The sequence below is a fragment of the Aliterella atlantica CENA595 genome (assembly GCF_000952155.1).
Taxonomy (GTDB): domain Bacteria; phylum Cyanobacteriota; class Cyanobacteriia; order Cyanobacteriales; family Chroococcidiopsidaceae; genus Aliterella; species Aliterella atlantica.
This window is the reverse complement of record NZ_JYON01000009.1, coordinates 38,948-58,018: the sequence shown is the minus strand read 5'-3', so window position 1 is coordinate 58,018 and position 19,071 is coordinate 38,948. Positions and strand designations below refer to the sequence as shown.

Annotated in this window: 16 protein-coding genes; 10 read left to right on the top strand and 6 right to left on the bottom strand. The window is 42.2% G+C overall.

The features are described 5' to 3' along the window. Nucleotides 1-10 precede the first annotated feature (10 nt). From UH38_RS10280 to UH38_RS10270, 3 genes are all read right to left on the bottom strand, one after another. Entirely contained in the window at nt 11-904 is an 894-nt protein-coding gene (locus tag UH38_RS10280; RefSeq protein WP_045054572.1) for a hypothetical protein, read from the bottom strand. A gap of 105 nt (nt 905-1,009) precedes the next feature. Beyond that, nucleotides 1,010-1,663 (bottom strand): Npun_F0813 family protein, encoded by a 654-nt coding sequence (locus UH38_RS10275; protein WP_045054571.1) that lies wholly within the window; start codon nt 1,661-1,663, stop codon nt 1,010-1,012. A gap of 209 nt (nt 1,664-1,872) precedes the next feature. Beyond that, the gene (locus tag UH38_RS10270; protein WP_045054570.1) at nt 1,873-2,763 is read right to left on the bottom strand and encodes a tetratricopeptide repeat protein; all 891 of its coding nucleotides are present in this window, start codon (nt 2,761-2,763) and stop codon (nt 1,873-1,875) included. Between the two features lie 301 nt (nt 2,764-3,064). Between UH38_RS10270 and UH38_RS10265 the strand changes: the two genes are divergently transcribed. The 7 genes from UH38_RS10265 (at nt 3,065) to UH38_RS10230 (ending at nt 11,991) form a co-directional block, all read left to right on the top strand. Next, the gene (locus tag UH38_RS10265) at nt 3,065-4,240 is read left to right on the top strand and encodes a DUF3466 family protein (RefSeq protein ID WP_045054569.1); all 1,176 of its coding nucleotides are present in this window, start codon (nt 3,065-3,067) and stop codon (nt 4,238-4,240) included. Nucleotides 4,241-4,491: 251 nt separating this feature from the next. Beyond that, a complete protein-coding gene (locus tag UH38_RS24780) occupies nt 4,492-5,715 on the top strand; it encodes a PEP-CTERM sorting domain-containing protein (protein ID WP_052672334.1) in 1,224 nt (407 codons plus the stop codon). A 180-nt stretch (nt 5,716-5,895) separates the two neighbouring features. Next, nucleotides 5,896-7,047 carry a PEP-CTERM sorting domain-containing protein gene (locus UH38_RS10255; protein ID WP_045054568.1) on the top strand — a complete coding sequence of 384 codons (1,152 nt, stop codon included), beginning with the start codon at nt 5,896-5,898 and terminating at the stop codon, nt 7,045-7,047. A gap of 349 nt (nt 7,048-7,396) precedes the next feature. Then, on the top strand, nt 7,397-8,584 hold the full coding sequence (locus UH38_RS24775) for a PEP-CTERM sorting domain-containing protein (protein ID WP_160295948.1): 1,188 nt from the start codon (nt 7,397-7,399) through the stop codon (nt 8,582-8,584). Between the two features lie 154 nt (nt 8,585-8,738). Then, nucleotides 8,739-10,427 carry a dihydroxy-acid dehydratase gene (gene ilvD / locus UH38_RS10245; RefSeq protein ID WP_045054567.1) on the top strand — a complete coding sequence of 563 codons (1,689 nt, stop codon included), beginning with the start codon at nt 8,739-8,741 and terminating at the stop codon, nt 10,425-10,427. An 82-nt stretch (nt 10,428-10,509) separates the two neighbouring features. Then, nucleotides 10,510-11,061, top strand: a complete 552-nt coding sequence (locus UH38_RS10240; protein WP_045054566.1) for a hypothetical protein — start codon at nt 10,510-10,512, stop codon at nt 11,059-11,061. Between the two features lie 516 nt (nt 11,062-11,577). Further along, on the top strand, nt 11,578-11,991 hold the full coding sequence (locus tag UH38_RS10230; RefSeq protein ID WP_045054564.1) for a response regulator: 414 nt from the start codon (nt 11,578-11,580) through the stop codon (nt 11,989-11,991). Between the two features lie 112 nt (nt 11,992-12,103). Here the strand turns inward: UH38_RS10230 and UH38_RS10225 are convergent, their stop codons facing one another. Together UH38_RS10225 and UH38_RS10220 are read right to left on the bottom strand one after the other, a co-directional pair. Continuing rightward, nucleotides 12,104-12,478, bottom strand: coding sequence for a DUF2294 domain-containing protein (locus tag UH38_RS10225; protein WP_045054563.1), 375 nt, complete (start codon nt 12,476-12,478; stop codon nt 12,104-12,106). A gap of 124 nt (nt 12,479-12,602) precedes the next feature. After that, nucleotides 12,603-13,649: a zinc-dependent dehydrogenase gene (locus UH38_RS10220; protein WP_045054562.1), complete on the bottom strand. Its 1,047-nt coding sequence runs from the start codon at nt 13,647-13,649 to the stop codon at nt 12,603-12,605. 148 nt (nt 13,650-13,797) lie between these two features. On the opposite strand from UH38_RS10220, the gene UH38_RS10215 reads away from it, so the two are divergent. Then, complete coding sequence (locus UH38_RS10215) at nt 13,798-15,753, top strand: serine/threonine-protein kinase (protein WP_045054561.1); 1,956 nt, start codon at nt 13,798-13,800, stop codon at nt 15,751-15,753. Between the two features lie 206 nt (nt 15,754-15,959). Then, nucleotides 15,960-17,012, top strand: a complete 1,053-nt coding sequence (locus tag UH38_RS10210) for a WD40 repeat domain-containing protein (protein WP_045054560.1) — start codon at nt 15,960-15,962, stop codon at nt 17,010-17,012. 195 nt (nt 17,013-17,207) lie between these two features. Here UH38_RS10210 and UH38_RS10205 read toward each other — a convergent pair whose 3' ends face one another. Then, complete coding sequence (locus UH38_RS10205) at nt 17,208-17,402, bottom strand: hypothetical protein (protein ID WP_045054559.1); 195 nt, start codon at nt 17,400-17,402, stop codon at nt 17,208-17,210. 198 nt (nt 17,403-17,600) lie between these two features. Here UH38_RS10205 and ffh point away from each other — a divergent pair, with 198 nt between their 5' ends. Then, nucleotides 17,601-19,046 carry a signal recognition particle protein gene (ffh, locus tag UH38_RS10200; protein WP_045054558.1) on the top strand — a complete coding sequence of 482 codons (1,446 nt, stop codon included), beginning with the start codon at nt 17,601-17,603 and terminating at the stop codon, nt 19,044-19,046. The last annotated feature ends 25 nt before the right edge of the window (nt 19,047-19,071 follow it).

Genomic DNA, 19,071 nt, shown 5'->3' with positions numbered 1-19,071 from the left:
TAGATCGATCCTACGCTCGCCTCCGCCCACGCTTCTCACGGCGAGAACGACTTGATATTTCATACTCTAGGGCAGCACTAATTGCAAACAGCACGCCACTAAATACCCAAAATACTTCTAACAACGCTCCACTTTGGTAGTTTTCAATGTGATTTTGCGCGTAGCTAAACCACACATCTCCAATGTAGAGCGAAAATACTGCCAATGCGATCGCTAACCACGATTGAGAGAAACGACCGCCCCAGAAAGTCAGTAGCAACATTGTAGCAATAATTAATAGCAGCACGTCAGCTACAGTGTAAAACAAAGAAACAGATTCTTCTAACACTGCTGCCCACCCAGGCACATTAGTAACGTCCGCAGAAGTTGTGGGGTTGCCTGATGTTGATACCCAAATCCCCAAACTAATACCAACTAAAGCAATTACACCTACAAGCCCCCATTGCCAACGTTCTAAATTTAGCCTTCTTCCAGTGAGTGCGGAAACCATACCACCACCGATAAATAAGTAGGTTGCGATAAAAAATAAATCGGCTGGCGATACATTAGTTGCTTCCTGTTTGAGAATTAATTCCCAATAAGCCAAAATTAAATTTCCTAATAGATACGATAGCATCCCAAAGCCAACGCCTAGCCAAAGGCTGCGCCCGCTCATAATACTAGGACTGAGCAGGTTTCTAAAGCACAAAATAGCGGCTGCTAAATAGGCAACCGATTGAAATATATAAGTGCTGATGATATAGCCTTCCGAACGTCTAAAAACGCCTTCAGCATCGGCAACTGGTAAGCTAAAAAATAAAGCCGATAGTAGCGCCAGTACGCTCCAAGCGATCGCTAGTAATACAATCGTTTGCAGCGATAGCCAAGATTTAGAACTATTTGCTTGATTTAAAGGTTTGTTCATATAAACTACTCCTAGGGGTAACGGAGCAGCGATCGCTGCGTCTGTACGTAGTTCTCAACGCTTTTGGGATCTGTTCGTGACATTTGCTCGCTAAAGAACTTAATATTACTGCCACAGCTTACCAAGGCTAGATTGATTTAGCCACTGTAAAAACCCCGATTGCTCGACTTCTGGCATATCTTGAAGCCCACTCATAACTTCACGGGTAAATTCAGTATTGCCAAAATATCTTTTGCCTAGGCGATGCAATTCTTGTAATAAGTTCAATATTTGCGCTTCTTGCCATGATGGTAAATTGCTAGCGCTTAGAGGATCGATAGCTAAAAGATAATTAACTGCTTCTGGAGATTTTTCTGTCAAGTCAACTTTATCTAAAAAGTCTTTAAAGTCTTTTTGAAATAATTTTGCTTGCCTCGGTCCTAATAAGTCTTCAATCTCTATATATACTGCTTGCAATAGTAGTAAACTGCCTTTGACTAATTTCTCTAGTTGGTAATTAACGTTATTTTTATTTAATTGCTCTGGTTTGATTTTTCCCCAAACTGTATAGCGGTCTGGTTCTTCAAGTAGAATGCAAGCTTTGCCTTGGTTATCAGTCAAATCTCGCCACAAAGCTAAAGCTTCTTCTTGCCGCTCTGGGGGAAATGATTTTAGCAATCGAAAAGTTTGTCTTTGATAATTAATAATCGGAATTTGGCGATCGCTTGTTGGGTGCTGAATATTAAAAATTTCTACATCTTGTCTTTTTAAAATAAACATAACTTTTTGAGCTTGAGAGCAAGTTAGGTAATTATAGGTTGCCTAGCAGATAGAGCATAGTAGTTATCTTTATAAATTAATTTAAGTAGCATTGGGTGACAAGGTTATTGGCGATCGCAGTTTTTATTAATTAGCGTTAAATAAAAATTTTCCCCTTGCTTGATTAGCAAAGGGATTTTGGATCGCTGGGCAATTTTACCTATCTGTATTTATTGCGGAGTTTGAGGTGTAGTTTGCCTTGGTGGCTGTTGGGGCGCTTGTTGCAGTGTAGTACGGATGCGGGGGGCGGCTAGCAACTTTTTAGTGTCAGCAAGTAAGCGATTGCCCCACAGGTTTTGCTTGAGAAATTCTAAATCGCCGTAGCGGCTATCGATTTTTAAAGCGGCTTCTCCTGCTGCTAAACCGCGATCGCGATCGCCTCTAGCATACAAAGCTACGCCTATTGCTAACTGAGGTTCGGCAGCTTGTTTTTCAATTGCTAAAGCATTGCGCCAGTTAGTAAGCGCCCCTTCAATATCGCCTTGTTCGTATTTGATTAAGCCAATATTGTTAATTGCGGGCCAAAATTTCTGATTATTGGCAACTGCTTGGTTGTATTGGGCGATCGCATCTGATAAGCGATTGAGCTTGTAATAAGAGTTGCCTAAGTCGAACAGAGCATCAGGATCGTTCGGTTTTAACTTCAAACCTGCTTGAATATTGTCAACTGCTGCTTGGTATCTTTCTTGTCCAAAATTTGCCGAACCTAAAGCAAACAAAATCGCTGGGTTTTTCGGATCGAGCGCTCTCGCTTGTTGCAAAGGGGCGATCGCTTCGGCAAACTTATTTGTTTGCAGGTACAAACCGCCTAATAGCAGCCAAGATTGGTAAGTTTTAGGAGCTAATTGAGTTGCTAGTCTGGCTCTAGGTAGTGCTAGTTCGTATTGTTGAAATTGTGCTAACTGCGCTGCTTCCTGTGCTAACCCCAAGCCTTGTTTCTCTAGTTGTGCGGAATTGAGTTGCACTGTATAAGGAACTAACGCTTGCCCAAAAGCAGGTAAACTTATTCCCCAAAAACCACAGACAACTAGGAATGACAGCCAATAATTGCGATTTGGCACAGTACCGCCCCAACGAATTTCAAATAACCTTCAGCTAGCTTAGACTATCTTTGCCAAAATTGGCGATCTTACAACTTTACATTTAGTTAGGAGAGGAGCGACGTTTGGGCATAAATTGATACTTAAGCGTAACTGCCATTAGATAGAGCAAAAATTTTTCTGACTATGACACTCTATCTCTATATAAGCATATTTGCTTGAGAATTTTTTAAGGTTGCTCTACCCAGTATGCGTCGATTTAAGCTTCCAGGATACTGTTGACTGCAAAAATGCAATGTTATTTATTTAACCAAAATAGAACATGAAATCAACTAATATTAGTCAAGTTAGCCTAGTAGTAACAACAGTGTCGTTAGTAGGATTGACCACATCATTACCTGCTACGGCAGCAACCCTGTATAACGTTCTTGACCTCGGTGTTGCTGGAGAATCTGGTTTTACTACTGCCACAGGTCTCAACGACTTAGGTCAAGTTATTGGAACTTCTCGTTTCCTTGAAAGAGCTAACGAGTCTTTCCGCACTGCGCCTAATAGTCCGATTAATCCAGCCACAGATATTGTTGCTAGTTTAAACGATGTTGGAGTAAGTACGCCTAACGATATTAACAACTCAGGGCAATTTGTAGGAACTGGTACTTCCTTTAGCAGGTTTACAGGCGGCTATCTTTCTCAGCCCAATGGTTCTACAGGAGCAGAAAATATTTTCATTGGCAATGCCAATGGTATCAATGATTCAGGACAAGTAACTGGCAGAGCTTTAGTTGTAGATCCGGCAATATCAGAACCTATATATCATGCCGTACTTAGAAATTCAAGAGAAGCTGGGCTTATAGACTTAGGAACTTTAGGAGGAACTAATAGTTCTGGCAATAGTATCAACAATTTAGGTCAGGTAGTTGGTAGTTCGGAAACGGCTGACGGTCAAACTCGTGCCTTTCGCACTACGGTAAATAGTGCTATTAATTCAGCAACAGATGACTTAGGAACTTTGGGCGGTTCTTTTAGCGCTGCCAATGATATCAACGATTTAGGTCAAGTTATCGGTAGTTCAACAACTGCTAGCGGCGATACTCGTGCTTTCCTTACTGGGGCAAATAGTGCCATCAACTCAAGTATAGACGATCTTGGTACTCTAGGCGGCTCGTTTAGTATAGCTTACGGCATCAATGAGTTAGGGCAAGTAGTGGGCGATTCCGAACTTGCTGATGGATCGGATCGCGCCTTTTTATTTGCAGATAACACGATGTTCGATATCAACGATTTGATTCCTGAAACGTCTAACTTTGTCCTAACAAGCGCTAGAGGAATTAACGAAAAAGGACAAATTGCTGCTACTGCCTTCTTTAACGATTCTCAAACAACTCGTGCTGTACTTTTGACACCAGTTCCCGAACCAGCAAGTATGCTAGGCGTACTAGCTTTTGGTGCTAGTGCTGGTATTCTACGCAAGAAAACCAAACGAAAAGAAACAGTGTAGCTACTGAATAATCAGGGCGATCGCTTCCTACAAGCAAGCATTAATGTTGGTGTAACATTAATGCGGACAATCGATCCTAAAGCGATATATAGCAAATAATCATTTCTTAACTATATGTGAATACTGGCAAACGATGATAAATTTTCACTGAATATATAGTTACTGAACATCAAGCGATCGCCTTGATACATAGGTTGCATCTACCACAGTCATAAATTCATGTATTCACAACAAGCATAAAAGCAAATAGTATGAGTCGAATAAGCATTGGTTTGACAGCCCTAGTGTTAGGAATGACTAGCGTGTTTCCTCAATCTTTATCTGCAGCAACGTTATACTCAGTTCTCGACTTAGGTATTCTTTCCGCAGAAGGTGGCGAAACTTTCGCTACTGGTATCAATGATTCAGGTCAAGTAGTGGGTACAACTTCAGGGAGATTTGGAGAACCTCAAGCTTTTCGGACTGCACCGAATCGACCAATCAACCCCCTCACAGATGAAATCGATTTAGTAGAAGGTATAACTCGTGGATTTGGACTAGATATCAATAATTCTGGGCGAATTGTTGGTACTTATAAGACAAGAAGAGGATTTTTTAGAGATGTTGGTTTTCGCACTGCACCTAATGGAGTGATTGATGACACGTCCCTAATATCTAATCGGGAAAATATTTTTTTTGGTAATATCGATTCTGTTCCATTTGTGTATGGTGCTAATGGGATAAACGACTCAGGTCAGGTAGTTGGCAATGGTCTAATTCAATCTGACCCATCTGTCTCAGCCATAGATTACTTTGGTGTATTAGTAGACGACCCAAATAATGCTACCGAGCAAGTAACTCAGTTAGGTGGTGTTATACCTGAAGATATCAATGACTTGGGTCAGATTGTTGGTACTATCGGCGGGTTTGTTGCAGCAGGGTCGTCTGGAGTCGATCTTGGTTCTTTGACTCGCGCCTTTCGCACCGCCCCTGATAGTATAACTCCAGTCGATCTAGGTACTCTTGGTGGTACTGCTAGTAAAGGCTTTGATATCAACAATTTAGGTCAAGTGGTGGGCAGTTCAACTACCGCTAATGGAAATATTCACGCCTTTCTTACTGCTGCCAACGGTGCAATTAATCCAGAAACAGATGACCTTGGTACTTTGTCGGGAAGCAATTTTAGCGAAGCTCTTAGTGTAAATGAACTAGGTCAAGTAGTTGGATATTCTACCCTAGCTGATGGCATCGATCGCGCTTTCTTCTACGATAAGGGGACAATGTTCGACCTGAACGATTTGATCGCTCCAGCCTCCGGTATCGAACTTAGACAAGCTATAGGAATCAATGAAAGAGGACAAATTGTTGCTAATAGCTCCTCCCGCGCTTATTTATTAACTCCCGTTCCCGAACCTGCAAGTATGCTAGGGGTACTTGCTTTCGGTGCTGGGGCTGGTATTTTGCGGAAAAAAGCTAAACAGAAAGTCAAAGCATAAAGCAATTTGCGATCGCTCGCAAGTAAGCATAAGTGCCTTCAACAGTCATTTGCTAGGTGTAGGTCCTAGAAATGCATCGTAAATTTTTGATGGTAATAATTACTTAACGCTAGTGTAAGCGTTTTGACACATATCTAGGGTTGGCATCTACCGCAATTATTCAATTACGTTACAAAAAGCATGAAAGCAAATAACACTCAACTGAGCCTTGTAATTACAACCCTAGCTTTAGCAATAAATACATCATTCTCTCAATCTGCATCGGCTGCAACCTTATATTCGGTTCTCGACCTTGGTGTTGTATCTGGAATTGATACTGTCGACGCTATTGATGTTAACGATTTAGGTCAAGTTCTAGGCGAATCAGGCAACATTGAAGATGGACCTATAACTTTTCGCACTGTACCCAATCGCCCAATCAATCCAGCCACAGACATTGTAGAGGTAAGAGCAGACGATGTAACTTTTTCTAAGGATCTCAATAACTCAGGTCAAGTTGTAGGTATTATTCTCGGTGGATCGAGAACAACTTCTGGATTTATTACAGAACCCAATGGTTTAATTACAACAGGTTTATTTCCAATACAAGAAGTTGTCGCAATCAATAACTTAGGTCAAGCGATAGGCTCATCCTCTTTTTGTATAAGTTTTGATTGCAGAATCAGAGGCAGCGAACCGATCCGCATTAATCCTGATGGCACGACCTCTAGCCTTTTTGCATTAGACCGAGAAGCAGCAAATGGTAGATTATCTGGAGGAGCTATAAATGACTTGGGTCAAGTTGCTACCAGCAGCTATCGTTCCGCACCTAATAGTCAGATAAATCCAGAAACAGATGATATTGGTAGTCTTGGTGGTGGTGGAACATCTGGACTAGATATCAACAACTTAGGTCAGGTTGTTGGTAGTTCTACAACTACGAGCGGCGAAACTCGTGCTTTTCGTACTACTGCCAATAGTGCAATTAATCTTGAAACCGACGATCTCGGCACTTTAGGCGGTAACGATAGCGTTGCTAATGCCATCAATGAATTAGGTCAAGTTGTTGGTTACTCCGAACTTGCTAATGGCGATGTTCGTGCTTTCCTATTCGATGAAAATACAATGTTTGACCTCAACGATTTAGTTGCTGGTGACGTTGATTTTACATTTACTGAGGCTGTAGGTATCAACGAAAGCGGACAAATTGCTGTCAATGGATTTTTTGGTAATGACAGCCAAAACTCCCGCGCTTTCTTGCTAACACCTGTTCCCGAACCTACATCTATGCTAGGCGTACTTGCTTTTGGTGCTGGCGCTGGGATTTTGCGTAGACGAGCTAAAAGAGTGTAGAGAAATTAACTGCAATCGCAAATTAGCATGACCAAATAATTTGTAATTCGTAATTCGTAATTTATGGTTTCAAGCCCCTAAATTTATTTACGGAAAACAAGAAAGTGAGAAGCATCTGTATTCAAGCCAAACGTCGCGCCCTGACTTTAGGCATGGGGTATTAATGCGCGTTCTTCGCGCTCTTTGTAATGCGCGAATTGGAGTGAAGCTACTTGACTTCACCAAGTAGCTTTAGTCAAGTACAAATACTTAAGGAAGTATGGTAAAGTTTGCAAGACTATAAATGTTTTGATAAATAGCCAAGGTCAACATCTACCACTGTCATACATTTATTTACATCGTGATGAACATGAGAACGAATAGTAAGCATCTCAGCCTTGCCTTAACAACTCTAGTAGCAACTGCATCATTCACTCAACCTGTGTCTGCTGCAACCTTATATTCAGTTCTTGACCTTGGTTCTATTGCTGAATTTGATGATGTTGGTGCTTCAGGACTCAATGACTTAGGTCAAGTTGTTGGCAATTCAGTTCCCAATATAGGTCAACCCGTAACCTTTCGCACTGCACCCAATCGTCCAATTAACCCAGCAAGCGATCGCATTAACGTCAATTCAATCACCTTCGCCAGAGACATCAACAATTTAGGGCAGGTTGTTAGCGTAGATCCGCTAGGACGCCAATCATCTGGCATACTCACAGGTGCTAATGGTTTGCCCGACAATCTTTATCCTGTAATTAGTGCTAATGCGATTAATGACTTAGGTCAAATAGCTGGTCTAGCTTTAGTTGCTGGTTGTAGCCGTCCTGGTCCTAGTTGTAGCGAACCAGCAATTTACAACGGGGTACGGGTAGATGTTGCCGATACTGGAGCAACAACTATAGTCGATCTTGGTGTCAGCGATACCGCCAATGGTATAAATGACTTGGGTCAAGTTGTTGCTGGTCAGTACCGCACAGCGCCTAATAACGTGGTAAATCCAGTAACTGACGATATTGGTAGCCTTGGTGGTGGTGGAACTTCTGGAGTTGACATCAACAATTTAGGTCAGGTAGTCGGACGTTCCCTAAATGCTAGCGGTCAACCTCGTGCTTTCCGGACTGCGGCAAATAGCGCAATTAATCCAGAAACAGATGACTTAGGTACTTTGGGTGGCAAATTTAGCACAGCCACAGCAATCAACGAATTAGGTCAAGTTGTTGGTTCCTCAGCACTCGCCAATGGCGATGCTCGTGCTTTTATCTACGATGAAGGCAAGATGTTGGATATCAACGATTTGTTGATTGGCGATTTAGATTTTACGCTTACAGATGCCGTAGGTATAAACGAAAAAGGGCAAATTTTGGTTAATAGCTCTCCTGTTAGAGTAGACGAACAAGGAGAAGTCATAACAGATTCTCCCAGAACTGGCAATCAAAAGTATCGTGCCTTTCTGCTGACACCCGTTCCCGAACCTGCAAGTATGCTAGGGGTGCTAGCGTTTGGTGCTGGCATTGGCGTGCTGCGTAAAAGAGCTAAACAGAAAGTTAAAGCGTAAAACATAAGCTGAAATTTGTAGAGCCAGATGACTAATAAGCAGTCGTCTGGCTTTATTTTTGCTAACCTTCGCTAAGATGCGATCGCACCCCAAAACAGCACCCAACAAATGTAATACACTACCCAAATAGAGCTATATAAAAAAGGATATAGAAATGCCCGATAATCTCAAAAGTCAGGCTGTTACTCAAGGTACAGCGCGATCGCCTAACCGCGCAATGCTACGCGCTGTCGGCTTTACAGACCAAGACTTTACTAAACCCATTGTGGGCGTTGCTAACGGCTACAGCACGATTACACCCTGCAATATGGGCATCAATAAACTTGCCACTAGAGCCGAAGCGGGTTTGCGAAATGCCGCAGCTATGCCGCAAATGTTTGGCACAATTACCATTAGCGACGGGATTTCAATGGGAACCGAAGGGATGAAATATTCCCTGGTATCGCGGGAAGTAATCGCTGACTCCATTGAAACAGCTTGCAGCGGACAAAGTATGGATGGAGTGCTGGCAATTGGCGGTTGCGATAAAAATATGCCAGGAGCGATGATTGCGATCGCCAGAATGAATATTCCTGCTATCTTTGTCTATGGTGGCACGATTAAACCTGGTCATCATAACGGACGCGACTTGACGGTAGTTAGTGCTTTTGAAGCTGTCGGACAATATAGCGCCGGAAAAATTGATGAAGGGGAACTTTTAGAAATCGAACGCAAAGCTTGCCCTGGTGCGGGTTCTTGCGGTGGGATGTATACGGCAAATACAATGTCTAGTGCTTTTGAAGCAATGGGCATGAGCTTGCCTTACTCTTCCACAATGGCAGCAGAAGATGAGGAAAAAGCCGACAGCACTGAAAAGTCAGCTTTTGTCTTAGTTGATGCTATTCGCCAGCAATTATTACCTCGGCAAATTATTACTCGCAAGGCTTTTGAAAATGCAATTTCGGTAATTATGGCTGTAGGCGGTTCTACCAATGCAGTCTTACATATGCTGGCGATCGCACATTCCGCCGGAGTAGAGTTAAGCTTAGACGATTTTGAAACTATTCGCGCCCGCGTCCCAGTATTGTGCGACCTCAAACCCAGCGGTAGATATGTAGCTACAGACTTGCACAAAGCGGGTGGTATTCCTCAAGTTATGAAAATGCTTTTAGCTCATGACTTGCTACATGGCGATGCTTTGACTATTACAGGCAAAACAATTGCTGAAGTCTTAGCCGATGTCCCCGATACGCCGCGCCCAGACCAAGATGTAATTCGTCCTTGGGATAATCCTATGTACGCCCAAGGTCATTTAGCTATTCTCCGAGGCAATTTGGCGAGCGAGGGGGCTGTTGCCAAGATTACAGGAGTGAAAAAGCCAAAAATCACTGGACCTGCTCGCGTGTTTGAATCTGAAGAAGATTGTTTGCGAGCAGTTTTAGCCGGACAAATCGTTGCTGGTGATGTAATTGTGATTCGCTACGAAGGTCCCAAAGGCGGTCCAGGAATGCGCGAAATGCTAGCACCAACGTCAGCAATTATCGGTGCTGGTTTGGGCGACTCTGTAGGCTTGATTACGGACGGGCGCTTTTCTGGTGGTACTTATGGCATGGTTGTCGGTCATGTTGCCCCAGAAGCGGCTGTTGGCGGAGCGATCGCTCTGGTGCGCGAAAATGACACAATTACTATTGACGCTCATTCGCGCTTGTTGCAACTCCATGTATCGGATGAAGAGTTGGCTTTGCGCCGCGCCCAGTGGCTTCCACCTGCTCCCCGTTATACTAGAGGCGTATTAGCCAAATATGCCAAGTTGGTAGCTTCTAGTAGTGTTGGGGCTGTAACCGATTTAGACAGTGACCAGTAACCAGTGACCAGTGACCAGTTAAATAATATAAAGGGGAAGCCCCACTTAAGAGTTTTTATTAGCCTTGGTCACTGGTTACATAATGAATAAAGTATTTATATTTGGGCAAAATCCTTTACTTGCTCAAGTCATAGCTAGTTGGGCGCAGACAAAAGATTTTTTGACTAAAACTGCTGATAGTTTTCAGGAAACAACTTCAGATGCAATGGCAAATGCGATCGCATCTTCAACGTACAATTGGCTGCAAACCCATCCTGTAGCGGCGCGGCTGTTTCATGCTTTGCTCTGGGCAATCGATCGCCCAATTATTAGTTTATGCTTGTTGCTAGTTGCGATCGCTGTTGCTAGCAGTATTGTTAAAGCTATTAACCGCTTGCTAGAACTAGCTGGATTATCCTTACTTAAAGCGCCGTTTCAGCTTGTTAAACTAAGCTGGCAAGGTAGTATAACTACAATTAATCGTTGGTTTGTCCGCCAAAATACTTCAGATTCAGCATTAGTTGGTAATAGCAAACAGCAGAAAATTGGAGCAATTACTACTAGGATAAAAGAGCTTCAGCAAGAGCATAACGAGCTTATGCAAGAACTCATAGCCCTGTTAGCTGCTGAGGAAGTAAATAAACGAGCAGATTAAATTAGCACCTCTAGCAAACTTTGGCAGCATATTAGCTGAGAAAATTAACTGCTGATATCAGTCTGTACAGCCGTTATGAAAATTTGCACAATAAAATCAACAGTGCATTTGTATTTTGTCAACCCCCAAAAGATATTTTTATATTTACACCTAATATCTATCAATTTGGAGTTGAATGTTGCTGATTTTTATTCTTCTTCAAGTTTAATTTGGTAATGATTAATGTAAAATAATAAAAATCAATAAATTTTACTAGCTTGCACTTACCTTTAGATAACGTACAATTATTTACTGCTGCCCAACCAATACTTACTCGCGCTAAAACGCAGGTAAACACAACTGCAGCTAATATTGTTCCAAAAGTTAAGCAACCTGGTATAACAGTTACGAGCCAGTTCATTGCAAGCGCCAAATTCGCCGCTTGAGAAATGCCTCGTCGTAGAGACAACTAAATATATAGTTGCTAATTTATAGGTAAGTTTGACTTGCCTATCTACGACTTGTCTATTATTAACTATGAGTTTGTCAAATTCCTCTAACCGCAGCGAACTAGAAAATCGCGAACAGCCGTTAATTCTAGCAGTAGATGATAACGATGATAATCTCCAATTGTTAAGTCAACTATTGGTATTAATGGAGTGTTCTTTTATTACTGCCACTGATGGCGTTACCGCCTTAGATTTAGCCCAAAAACATCTACCAAAATTAATACTGTTAGATATGATGTTACCAGATTTAAGTGGGATAGAAGTTGCCAATCGTCTCAAGCAAAATGCTCAAACTGCATCAATTCCAATTATTGCTGTAACAGCGATGGCAAGAGCAGAAGACAAAGAAAGTTTTATAGTAGCAGGCTGCATTGATTATATTACTAAACCTTATATTATTGACGATTTAGAAATGACTATTCGCCGTTATGTTGGGGAGTAAAAATATAAATATATGTGTTTAGATGTTAGGCATTAGGTGTTATGATATCGACTTTATTGTATTTTTAAATAAAGCTCGTTAACATAAGCTCCAACGCCATAATATCAGCATTTTATGATTGGTTGCGGACTTGAGGCGATTTTGCCAAAATAGCAACTGTGGCGCTACGCCCTGTATCTAATTTGGCATTACTTAATAAGTCAATTACAGGTACTCCAACTATCTCCTCAATTAGCGATTTCAGTTGTGGTTGGAGGGCATCATCTAATTCTACCCGTACTTGTTGCGCTAAATTTTCTTGACCATTTTCAACTAAAACTTGTTCTGGTTGCGTAATTGAATCTTCTAGTACAATAGCAATTTTGTCATCAAAAATCTGACAAACTACACGACTGGGATTATGCTCTAACTGATTGCGATACAATGATTGAATTCGCTGCGAGAGAGTTCGTTCTACTTGTCCGCGTGTTGGAGGGGATGATTCCATAGATTAGTCAGTTTCTCTAAAAAACATCTATCATCAGATAGATAATAAATCGAAAGTGTGTAATTTTATTAAAATTTATAAAAATCACTCTAAAGGTAGAGTGATAGAAACAAATAGCTGTTTTCTAAGGATAAATCAGAATTTTGTAGGTATTTGGCTGCGGAGATGTAGCCCGTTCCACCGCAATTGATAGCTCTTGGAGAGAAAAGCGATCGCTAATTAAAGCATTAACATCTATACGCGAGTTGAACACAATATCAGCAGCTAGATTTTGCAAGCGGTAGGAAGAACTATAACTACCCATTAAATCGATTTCGCGCCGATAGAGAACATTGGGATTAATGGCAATTTCTACTTCATCAGGAAACTCGGCAAAAAATAAGATTTTGCCACCTTTACGAGTACAATCTAATGCCTGAAAGAAAGCTTTATCGCTAGGAACAGCCAAAAGAGTAGTATCGACTCCCATTCCACCAGTCATTCCTTGAATCAAAGCTGGTAAATTAGGATCGCGGGCATCAAAAGCTGCTTGGGCGCCAACACTCAAAGCTTTTTCAATCCGGGAAGGAAGTAGATCGGTAGCGATCGCTTTACCACCAAAATACTTAATTAACATAATAAACATCAAGCCAATCGGACCTGCGCCTGTAACTAGGACAGTTTCGCCAGGAGCAATCTGCGCCTTTTTCACTGCCTTGAGACAGCAGTTAGTAGGTTCGACAAAACTAGCTTCCTCAAAACTAACTCCATCAGGAATCGCAATTAATCCACCATTGCGAACAATATGACCTGGAACTTTGACATATTCAGCAAAACCGCCACCGCTAGGGTTAAAACCTGCCGTTGTCGAGATGTTTTTATACTCGTCGCACATAGAAAAATTGTCATGAAGGCAGTAACTACAACGCATACAAGGAATGTGGTGCATGACAACCACTCTTTGTCCTACTTGCCAATTGCTAACTTCATTGCCAACTTCCGCAATAACTCCTGCTGTCTCGTGTCCAAATATACGTGGTGGTTCGTAAAGCGGGTAAAGAATTTTTTTAATATCTGACTGACATAAGCCTACTACTTGTACCTTGACTAATACCTCATCGCTGGCTAATGTCGGTACGGGCAATTCCTCGTAACTTAGCTGATTAACGCCTCTAAAGACTTGTGCTTTCATATCGATTTTTTAACTCCTTTGCGATCTTAGACTTTATCGAAAAAAATGAAACTAGGGAAAATAGTCCCTTTGGTATAAAAACTTTCCGAGGAGAGATATCTAAATAACCATATAACAAGTACACTGTGTTACATCAGTTATTGACACGATGCTAGGCAAGTTACTCCAAGGGCGTTATCAGATCATCGGGATTCTCAGTGCAGGGGGCTTCTGTCAAACCTATCTTGCCAAAGATATTGCTATTGCCGATAGCCCTACGTGTGTAGTTAAACACCTCAAATACTCTGCTCAATCCTCAATCTCGCTGCCAAGTCTAAGCGAATTACTAGATAGAGAAGCTGAAGCGCTAAAAAAGTTAGGCAAATACGATCGCGTACCGCAATTATTAGCTCATTTTGAAGAAAAACAAGAATATTACCTAGTTCAAGAGCTAATCGAAGGCTATCCGCTAACAGATGAATTAAACCCCGAACAGCTTTGGAGCGAACACCAAGTTATCTACTTCTTGCAAGAAGTATTGACTATTTTGGAGTATATCCACAGTCACGGGCTAATCCATCGAGATATCAAGCCTAGTAACTTAATTAGGCGCAGACATGACAATAAATTAGTGCTGATAGACTTTGGCGCAGTTAAGCAAGCTTGGACTCAAGTAATTACAGAAGGAGGCAAAACTTCGACCAAATTTGCCTTCGGTGTAGCAGCAACTATTGCCATTGGTACGCCAGGATATACGCCACCAGAACAAGAACGAGGCATACCGCGCCCGAATAGCGATATTTATGCATTAGGAGCGATCGCCATTCAAGCCTTAACAGGGCTAGCTCCTACCCAGCTATTAGAAGACAATAACACAGGCGAAATTTTGTGGCGGCACTACAGAGAAGTCAGCCCGCGCCTAGCAGAAATTATTAGCAAAATGGTGCGCTACCATTTTAAAGAACGCTACCAGTCAGCAACAGAAGTAAAACAAGATTTGCAGCTACTACTCAAGCCGCAGATCCCCCAAATCGCCACAATTCCTACAAAAGTTGTTACCAAACAAAACTACTCCCGACAACTGTATAACTCAAAAGTAGCGATCGCGATGGTAGCAGGCGTTGCTTTAGTTTTAACGGCGATCGCTGGCGGCTATTACTTGCTCAAACCCACAGCACCAGCTTCCGAACAAAAACAGTATTCCCTATTCACAACTAATAGACACAGTCCTTTCGCAAAAATTTTCCTAGCAAAAACTTTATCGGCTCATTCTCAGCCCGTTTGGTCTACTGCCATTAGCGCCAACGGTCAAATATTAGCGAGCGGCAGTCAAGACAATACAATCAAAGTTTGGGCGATAAATAGCCAACAACCAATTTACACCCTGTTAGGACATAAAGATACAGTGCGATCGCTAGCTATCAGTGCAGATGGACGCATCTTAGCTAGCGGTAGCGGCGATACAACAGTTAAGTTATGGAATTTGCAGACAGGCAAGCAATTTGGTACGCTCCAAGGACATAATAGCCCTGTATGGTCGATTGCGATGAAGCGCGACGGGCAAACGTTAGTTAGCGCTTGTGAAGATGGTACGATTAACATTTGGAATTTGCGTACCGGAGCGTTGCGAGAGATTAAAGCGGCGCATTCTAGTCGAATTTTCTCTGTTGCCCTTAGTCCTGACGAACAAACTATAGCAACAGGCAGCAAAGATAAAACTATCAAGATTTGGCACTTGCCTACAGGCAAACTTATCCGCACAATCAACGGACATACAAATGCTGTTCGGGATGTCTTATTTAACCCCAACGGCAAAGAACTTGTCAGCGCTAGTTGGGATAAAACTATTAAAGTTTGGGATTGGCAAACAGGCAAACAATTGCTGGTGCTAAAAGGACATAGCGATCGCATTGTCAGCGTTACCTTCAGCGCTAACGGTCAAAATTTAGTTAGTGCAAGTATTGATAAAACAATCAAAATTTGGGATATACATACAGGTAAAATGCTGCAAAGCTTGCCTGGACATTCTGACTGGGTTTTATCGCTAGTTAGCGACCCTACTGGGCAGACTTTGGTCAGTAGCAGTAAAGATAAAACAATTAAAATCTGGCAACGGGAAATGTAATACTTTACTGTATAGGCGATCGCTTATAATTTTAATTAAAAAAAGTTTATCTCCCGTTACTGCAAGTAAGCAATCTTTAGCATAAGATGGCATTGATATATTTGTTGCTGTAATTCAAATCGTTAAAAGTTGGTAGCAACTAAACTCAAAAAATGAGTTAGCAAGTAATAACAGTTTTTCCTCAATATTCAAGGTAGCGCGAAAAAATGCTAGATACTAAACCGCAACAAAACACTGCTACAAGTCCAGTTCGCCGCAAATCGAGAGTACCGCTAGCAATAGGTATATTCAGCGTCATAGCTCTTTCAACTGCTACATACGGATTTTATCAATGGCAAGATGCTCGCACCCAAGCTAGAAATAATTGGGAAAATGTCCAAAGTCAAAGTTTGAACGGTCATAGTAAAGGCATTTGGTTTGTAGCTACAAGTCCCGATGGCAATACCTTCGCAACTGCTAGCGATGACAATACAGTTATGTTGTGGAATGCTCAAACAGGACAACCTTTGCGTACTCTTAAAGGACATACTGCGCCTGTTTTATCGGTTGCTTACAGCCCAGATGGGCAAACTCTAGCAAGTAGCGGCAAAGATAAAGTAGTTAAACTGTGGAATCTGCAATCGGGGCAACTCATTCGCACAATTCAAGCAGATCAAAAAAATGTTAGGGCTATAACTTTTAGCCCAGACGGACAGGAGTTAGTTAGCAGCGGTTGGAATGGTGTTATCAAAGTTTGGAATCCCCAAAACGGGCAGCTACTTCATACTTTAAAAGGACACGTTGAGGGAGTATTTGCTAGTGCTGTTAGCCCTGATAGCAAAATCATCGCTAGTGCGGGTAAAGATAAGACCGTAAGATTGTGGGATATGCAATCTGGTAAGCTGCTCAATACAATTACCGCTCATGCTGCGCCAGTAAGAGCGATCGCATTCAGTCCTGATGGCAAAACTTTAGCAACTGGTAGCGGCGACAAAACTATTAAGTTTTGGGATGTAGCTACAGGTAAGCCAATTCGGACGTTAGAGGGACATACAAATTTTGTAAATTCAGTTGCCTTCAATCCTCAAGGCAAAACCTTGGCTAGCGGTAGCGAAGACAAAACTATCGATTTGTGGAATGTTGAGACAGGCGAACTTATTCGTACATTCAAGGGACATACAGGCGTAGTTAATTCTGTCGCTTTTAGCCCCAATGGAGAGTATATAGTCAGCGGCAGCGACAAAGGCGATAAAACCGCAAGAATTTGGCGGCAAGAGTAAGGAAGCACAAGGGCAAAAGTTAAAGGCTGAGAATTTTTCTTTGCCTGCAAAACCTATTACTCTCTAAGTTACCAATACCACCACGTCCAACTAAAAAGCTTGTCACTATTTAGTCGTGACAAGCTTTTTAACTATGAGTTTGCAGAAATTTTGTACTGATGTAATCATCTATTATTTATTGTCCATCAGCGCTATCTAGCTAAACGTACCGCCATCGCGATTGGAAGTTTGGCGGAAGCTAGACTGATTTTTATCTTGAGTGTGATTCCAGTAATCAGTACCTTCAAGACCTACTTCTGCTGCAACACGGTTTAACATTGATTGTTCGCGGTTTTTAATCAAGTGAGCGTGGCGCATCATCAAAGCACGAGCTTGTTCTTGAGTAGACATACTGGGTTCCTCTGTGTTTTTGTTTTTCTATATTTTTAATATATCAGATAATTCTGTAGCATAAACTACAAAATTGATGTTCTTAACAAAACTTTACAATTACCAAGAATACCCCACTAAGACAAACAAAAGACTTAACCTGTATATAGCGGGTTTGCTACCCGAATAATTCCTATTGATGAACGTATTAGACGAACTATGTTTGATGCACTGGCTGACCGTTTAGAATCTGCATGGAAAAAATTGCGGGGTCAAGACAAAATCACCCCAGCAAATATTCAAGACGCACTGCGGGAAGTTCGCCGCGCTCTTTTGGAAGCAGATGTTAACTTGCAAGTAGTTAAAGATTTTATTGCTGGAGTTGAAGCCAAGGCACAAGGAGCAGAAGTAATATCTGGAGTAAGACCAGATCAACAGTTCATCAAAATTGTTTACGACGAATTAGTAGAAGTAATGGGGGACACAAACGTTCCTCTAGCGCAAGCTGAAGTAGCGCCGACAGTAGTATTAATGGCTGGACTGCAAGGAACAGGTAAAACTACCGCTACCGCCAAGCTAGCATTGCACCTAAAGAAAATAGACCGCAACTGTTTGTTAGTAGCGACAGACGTTTATCGTCCTGCAGCGATCGATCAGTTAGTAACTTTGGGCAAGCAAATTCAAGTTCCAGTGTTTGAAATGGGTAGCGATGCAGACCCCGTAGAAATCGCCAGACGTGGAGTAGAACAAGGTAAAGCAGAGGGCGTTGATACCGTAATTATCGATACTGCTGGGCGCTTGCAAATTGACCGCGACATGATGGGCGAACTAGCGCGGATAAAAGAGGCAGTGCAACCGCAAGAAACACTGTTAGTTGTAGATGCGATGACAGGTCAAGAGGCAGCAAACTTGACGCGCACGTTCCACGAGGAAATTGGCATCACAGGCGCAATTTTGACTAAGTTAGACGGCGATAGTCGTGGTGGTGCAGCGCTATCAGTAAGACAAATTTCCGGTCAACCAATTAAATTTGTTGGCGTAGGCGAAAAAGTAGAAGCCCTGCAACCGTTTTATCCCGAACGGATGGCATCGCGGATTTTGGGCATGGGCGATGTATTGACGCTAGTAGAAAAAGCCCAAGAGGAAATCGATCTTGCCGATGCCGAACAGATGCAAGAGAAGATCCTGTCAGCAAAATTTGATTTTACTGACTTTCTCAAGCAATTGCGCTTGCTAAAAAATATGGGATCGCTAGGCGGCATCATTAAAATGATTCCTGGCATGAATAAGCTCAACGCCGACCAGCTAAAACAGGGAGAAACCCAGTTAAAACGCTGCGAAGCCATGATCAAGTCGATGACAGCCCAGGAACGCAAAGATCCCGATATCCTGGCAAGCTCGCCTAGTCGCAGGCGGCGGATTGCTAGCGGTTCTGGTTATAAAGAGAGCGATGTTGCTAAGTTGGTCAGCGACTTTCAAAAAATGCGCGGTCTCATGCAACAAATGGGTCAAGGCGGTTTTCCTGGAATGCCTGGAATGTTTGGAGGTATGGGCAATCCGGCTGCTGCGGGCAATCGTCCCCAACCAGGTTGGCGCGGCTATAACGATCCTGGGAGTAAGAAGAAAAAGAAAGAGAAGAAGAAAAAAGGTTTCGGTACTCTGTAGAGATGGGGAGACAAGGAGATAAGGA

What these genes read in the sequence shown, in the direction of transcription:
- UH38_RS10225 (WP_045054563.1), bottom strand. Translation starts at nt 12,478, where the DNA reads ATGGAATCATCCCCTCCAACACGCGGACAAGTAGAACGAACTCTCTCG.
- UH38_RS10240 (WP_045054566.1), top strand. Translation starts at nt 10,510, where the DNA reads ATGAATAAAGTATTTATATTTGGGCAAAATCCTTTACTTGCTCAAGTC.
- ffh (WP_045054558.1), top strand. Translation starts at nt 17,601, where the DNA reads ATGTTTGATGCACTGGCTGACCGTTTAGAATCTGCATGGAAAAAATTG.
- UH38_RS24775 (WP_160295948.1), top strand. Translation starts at nt 7,397, where the DNA reads ATGAGAACGAATAGTAAGCATCTCAGCCTTGCCTTAACAACTCTAGTA.
- UH38_RS10275 (WP_045054571.1), bottom strand. Translation starts at nt 1,663, where the DNA reads ATGTTTATTTTAAAAAGACAAGATGTAGAAATTTTTAATATTCAGCAC.
- UH38_RS24780 (WP_052672334.1), top strand. Translation starts at nt 4,492, where the DNA reads ATGAGTCGAATAAGCATTGGTTTGACAGCCCTAGTGTTAGGAATGACT.
- UH38_RS10220 (WP_045054562.1), bottom strand. Translation starts at nt 13,649, where the DNA reads ATGAAAGCACAAGTCTTTAGAGGCGTTAATCAGCTAAGTTACGAGGAA.
- UH38_RS10255 (WP_045054568.1), top strand. Translation starts at nt 5,896, where the DNA reads ATGAAAGCAAATAACACTCAACTGAGCCTTGTAATTACAACCCTAGCT.
- ilvD (WP_045054567.1), top strand. Translation starts at nt 8,739, where the DNA reads ATGCCCGATAATCTCAAAAGTCAGGCTGTTACTCAAGGTACAGCGCGA.
- UH38_RS10280 (WP_045054572.1), bottom strand. Translation starts at nt 904, where the DNA reads ATGAACAAACCTTTAAATCAAGCAAATAGTTCTAAATCTTGGCTATCG.
- UH38_RS10205 (WP_045054559.1), bottom strand. Translation starts at nt 17,402, where the DNA reads ATGTCTACTCAAGAACAAGCTCGTGCTTTGATGATGCGCCACGCTCAC.
- UH38_RS10265 (WP_045054569.1), top strand. Translation starts at nt 3,065, where the DNA reads ATGAAATCAACTAATATTAGTCAAGTTAGCCTAGTAGTAACAACAGTG.
- UH38_RS10230 (WP_045054564.1), top strand. Translation starts at nt 11,578, where the DNA reads ATGAGTTTGTCAAATTCCTCTAACCGCAGCGAACTAGAAAATCGCGAA.
- UH38_RS10210 (WP_045054560.1), top strand. Translation starts at nt 15,960, where the DNA reads ATGCTAGATACTAAACCGCAACAAAACACTGCTACAAGTCCAGTTCGC.
- UH38_RS10215 (WP_045054561.1), top strand. Translation starts at nt 13,798, where the DNA reads ATGCTAGGCAAGTTACTCCAAGGGCGTTATCAGATCATCGGGATTCTC.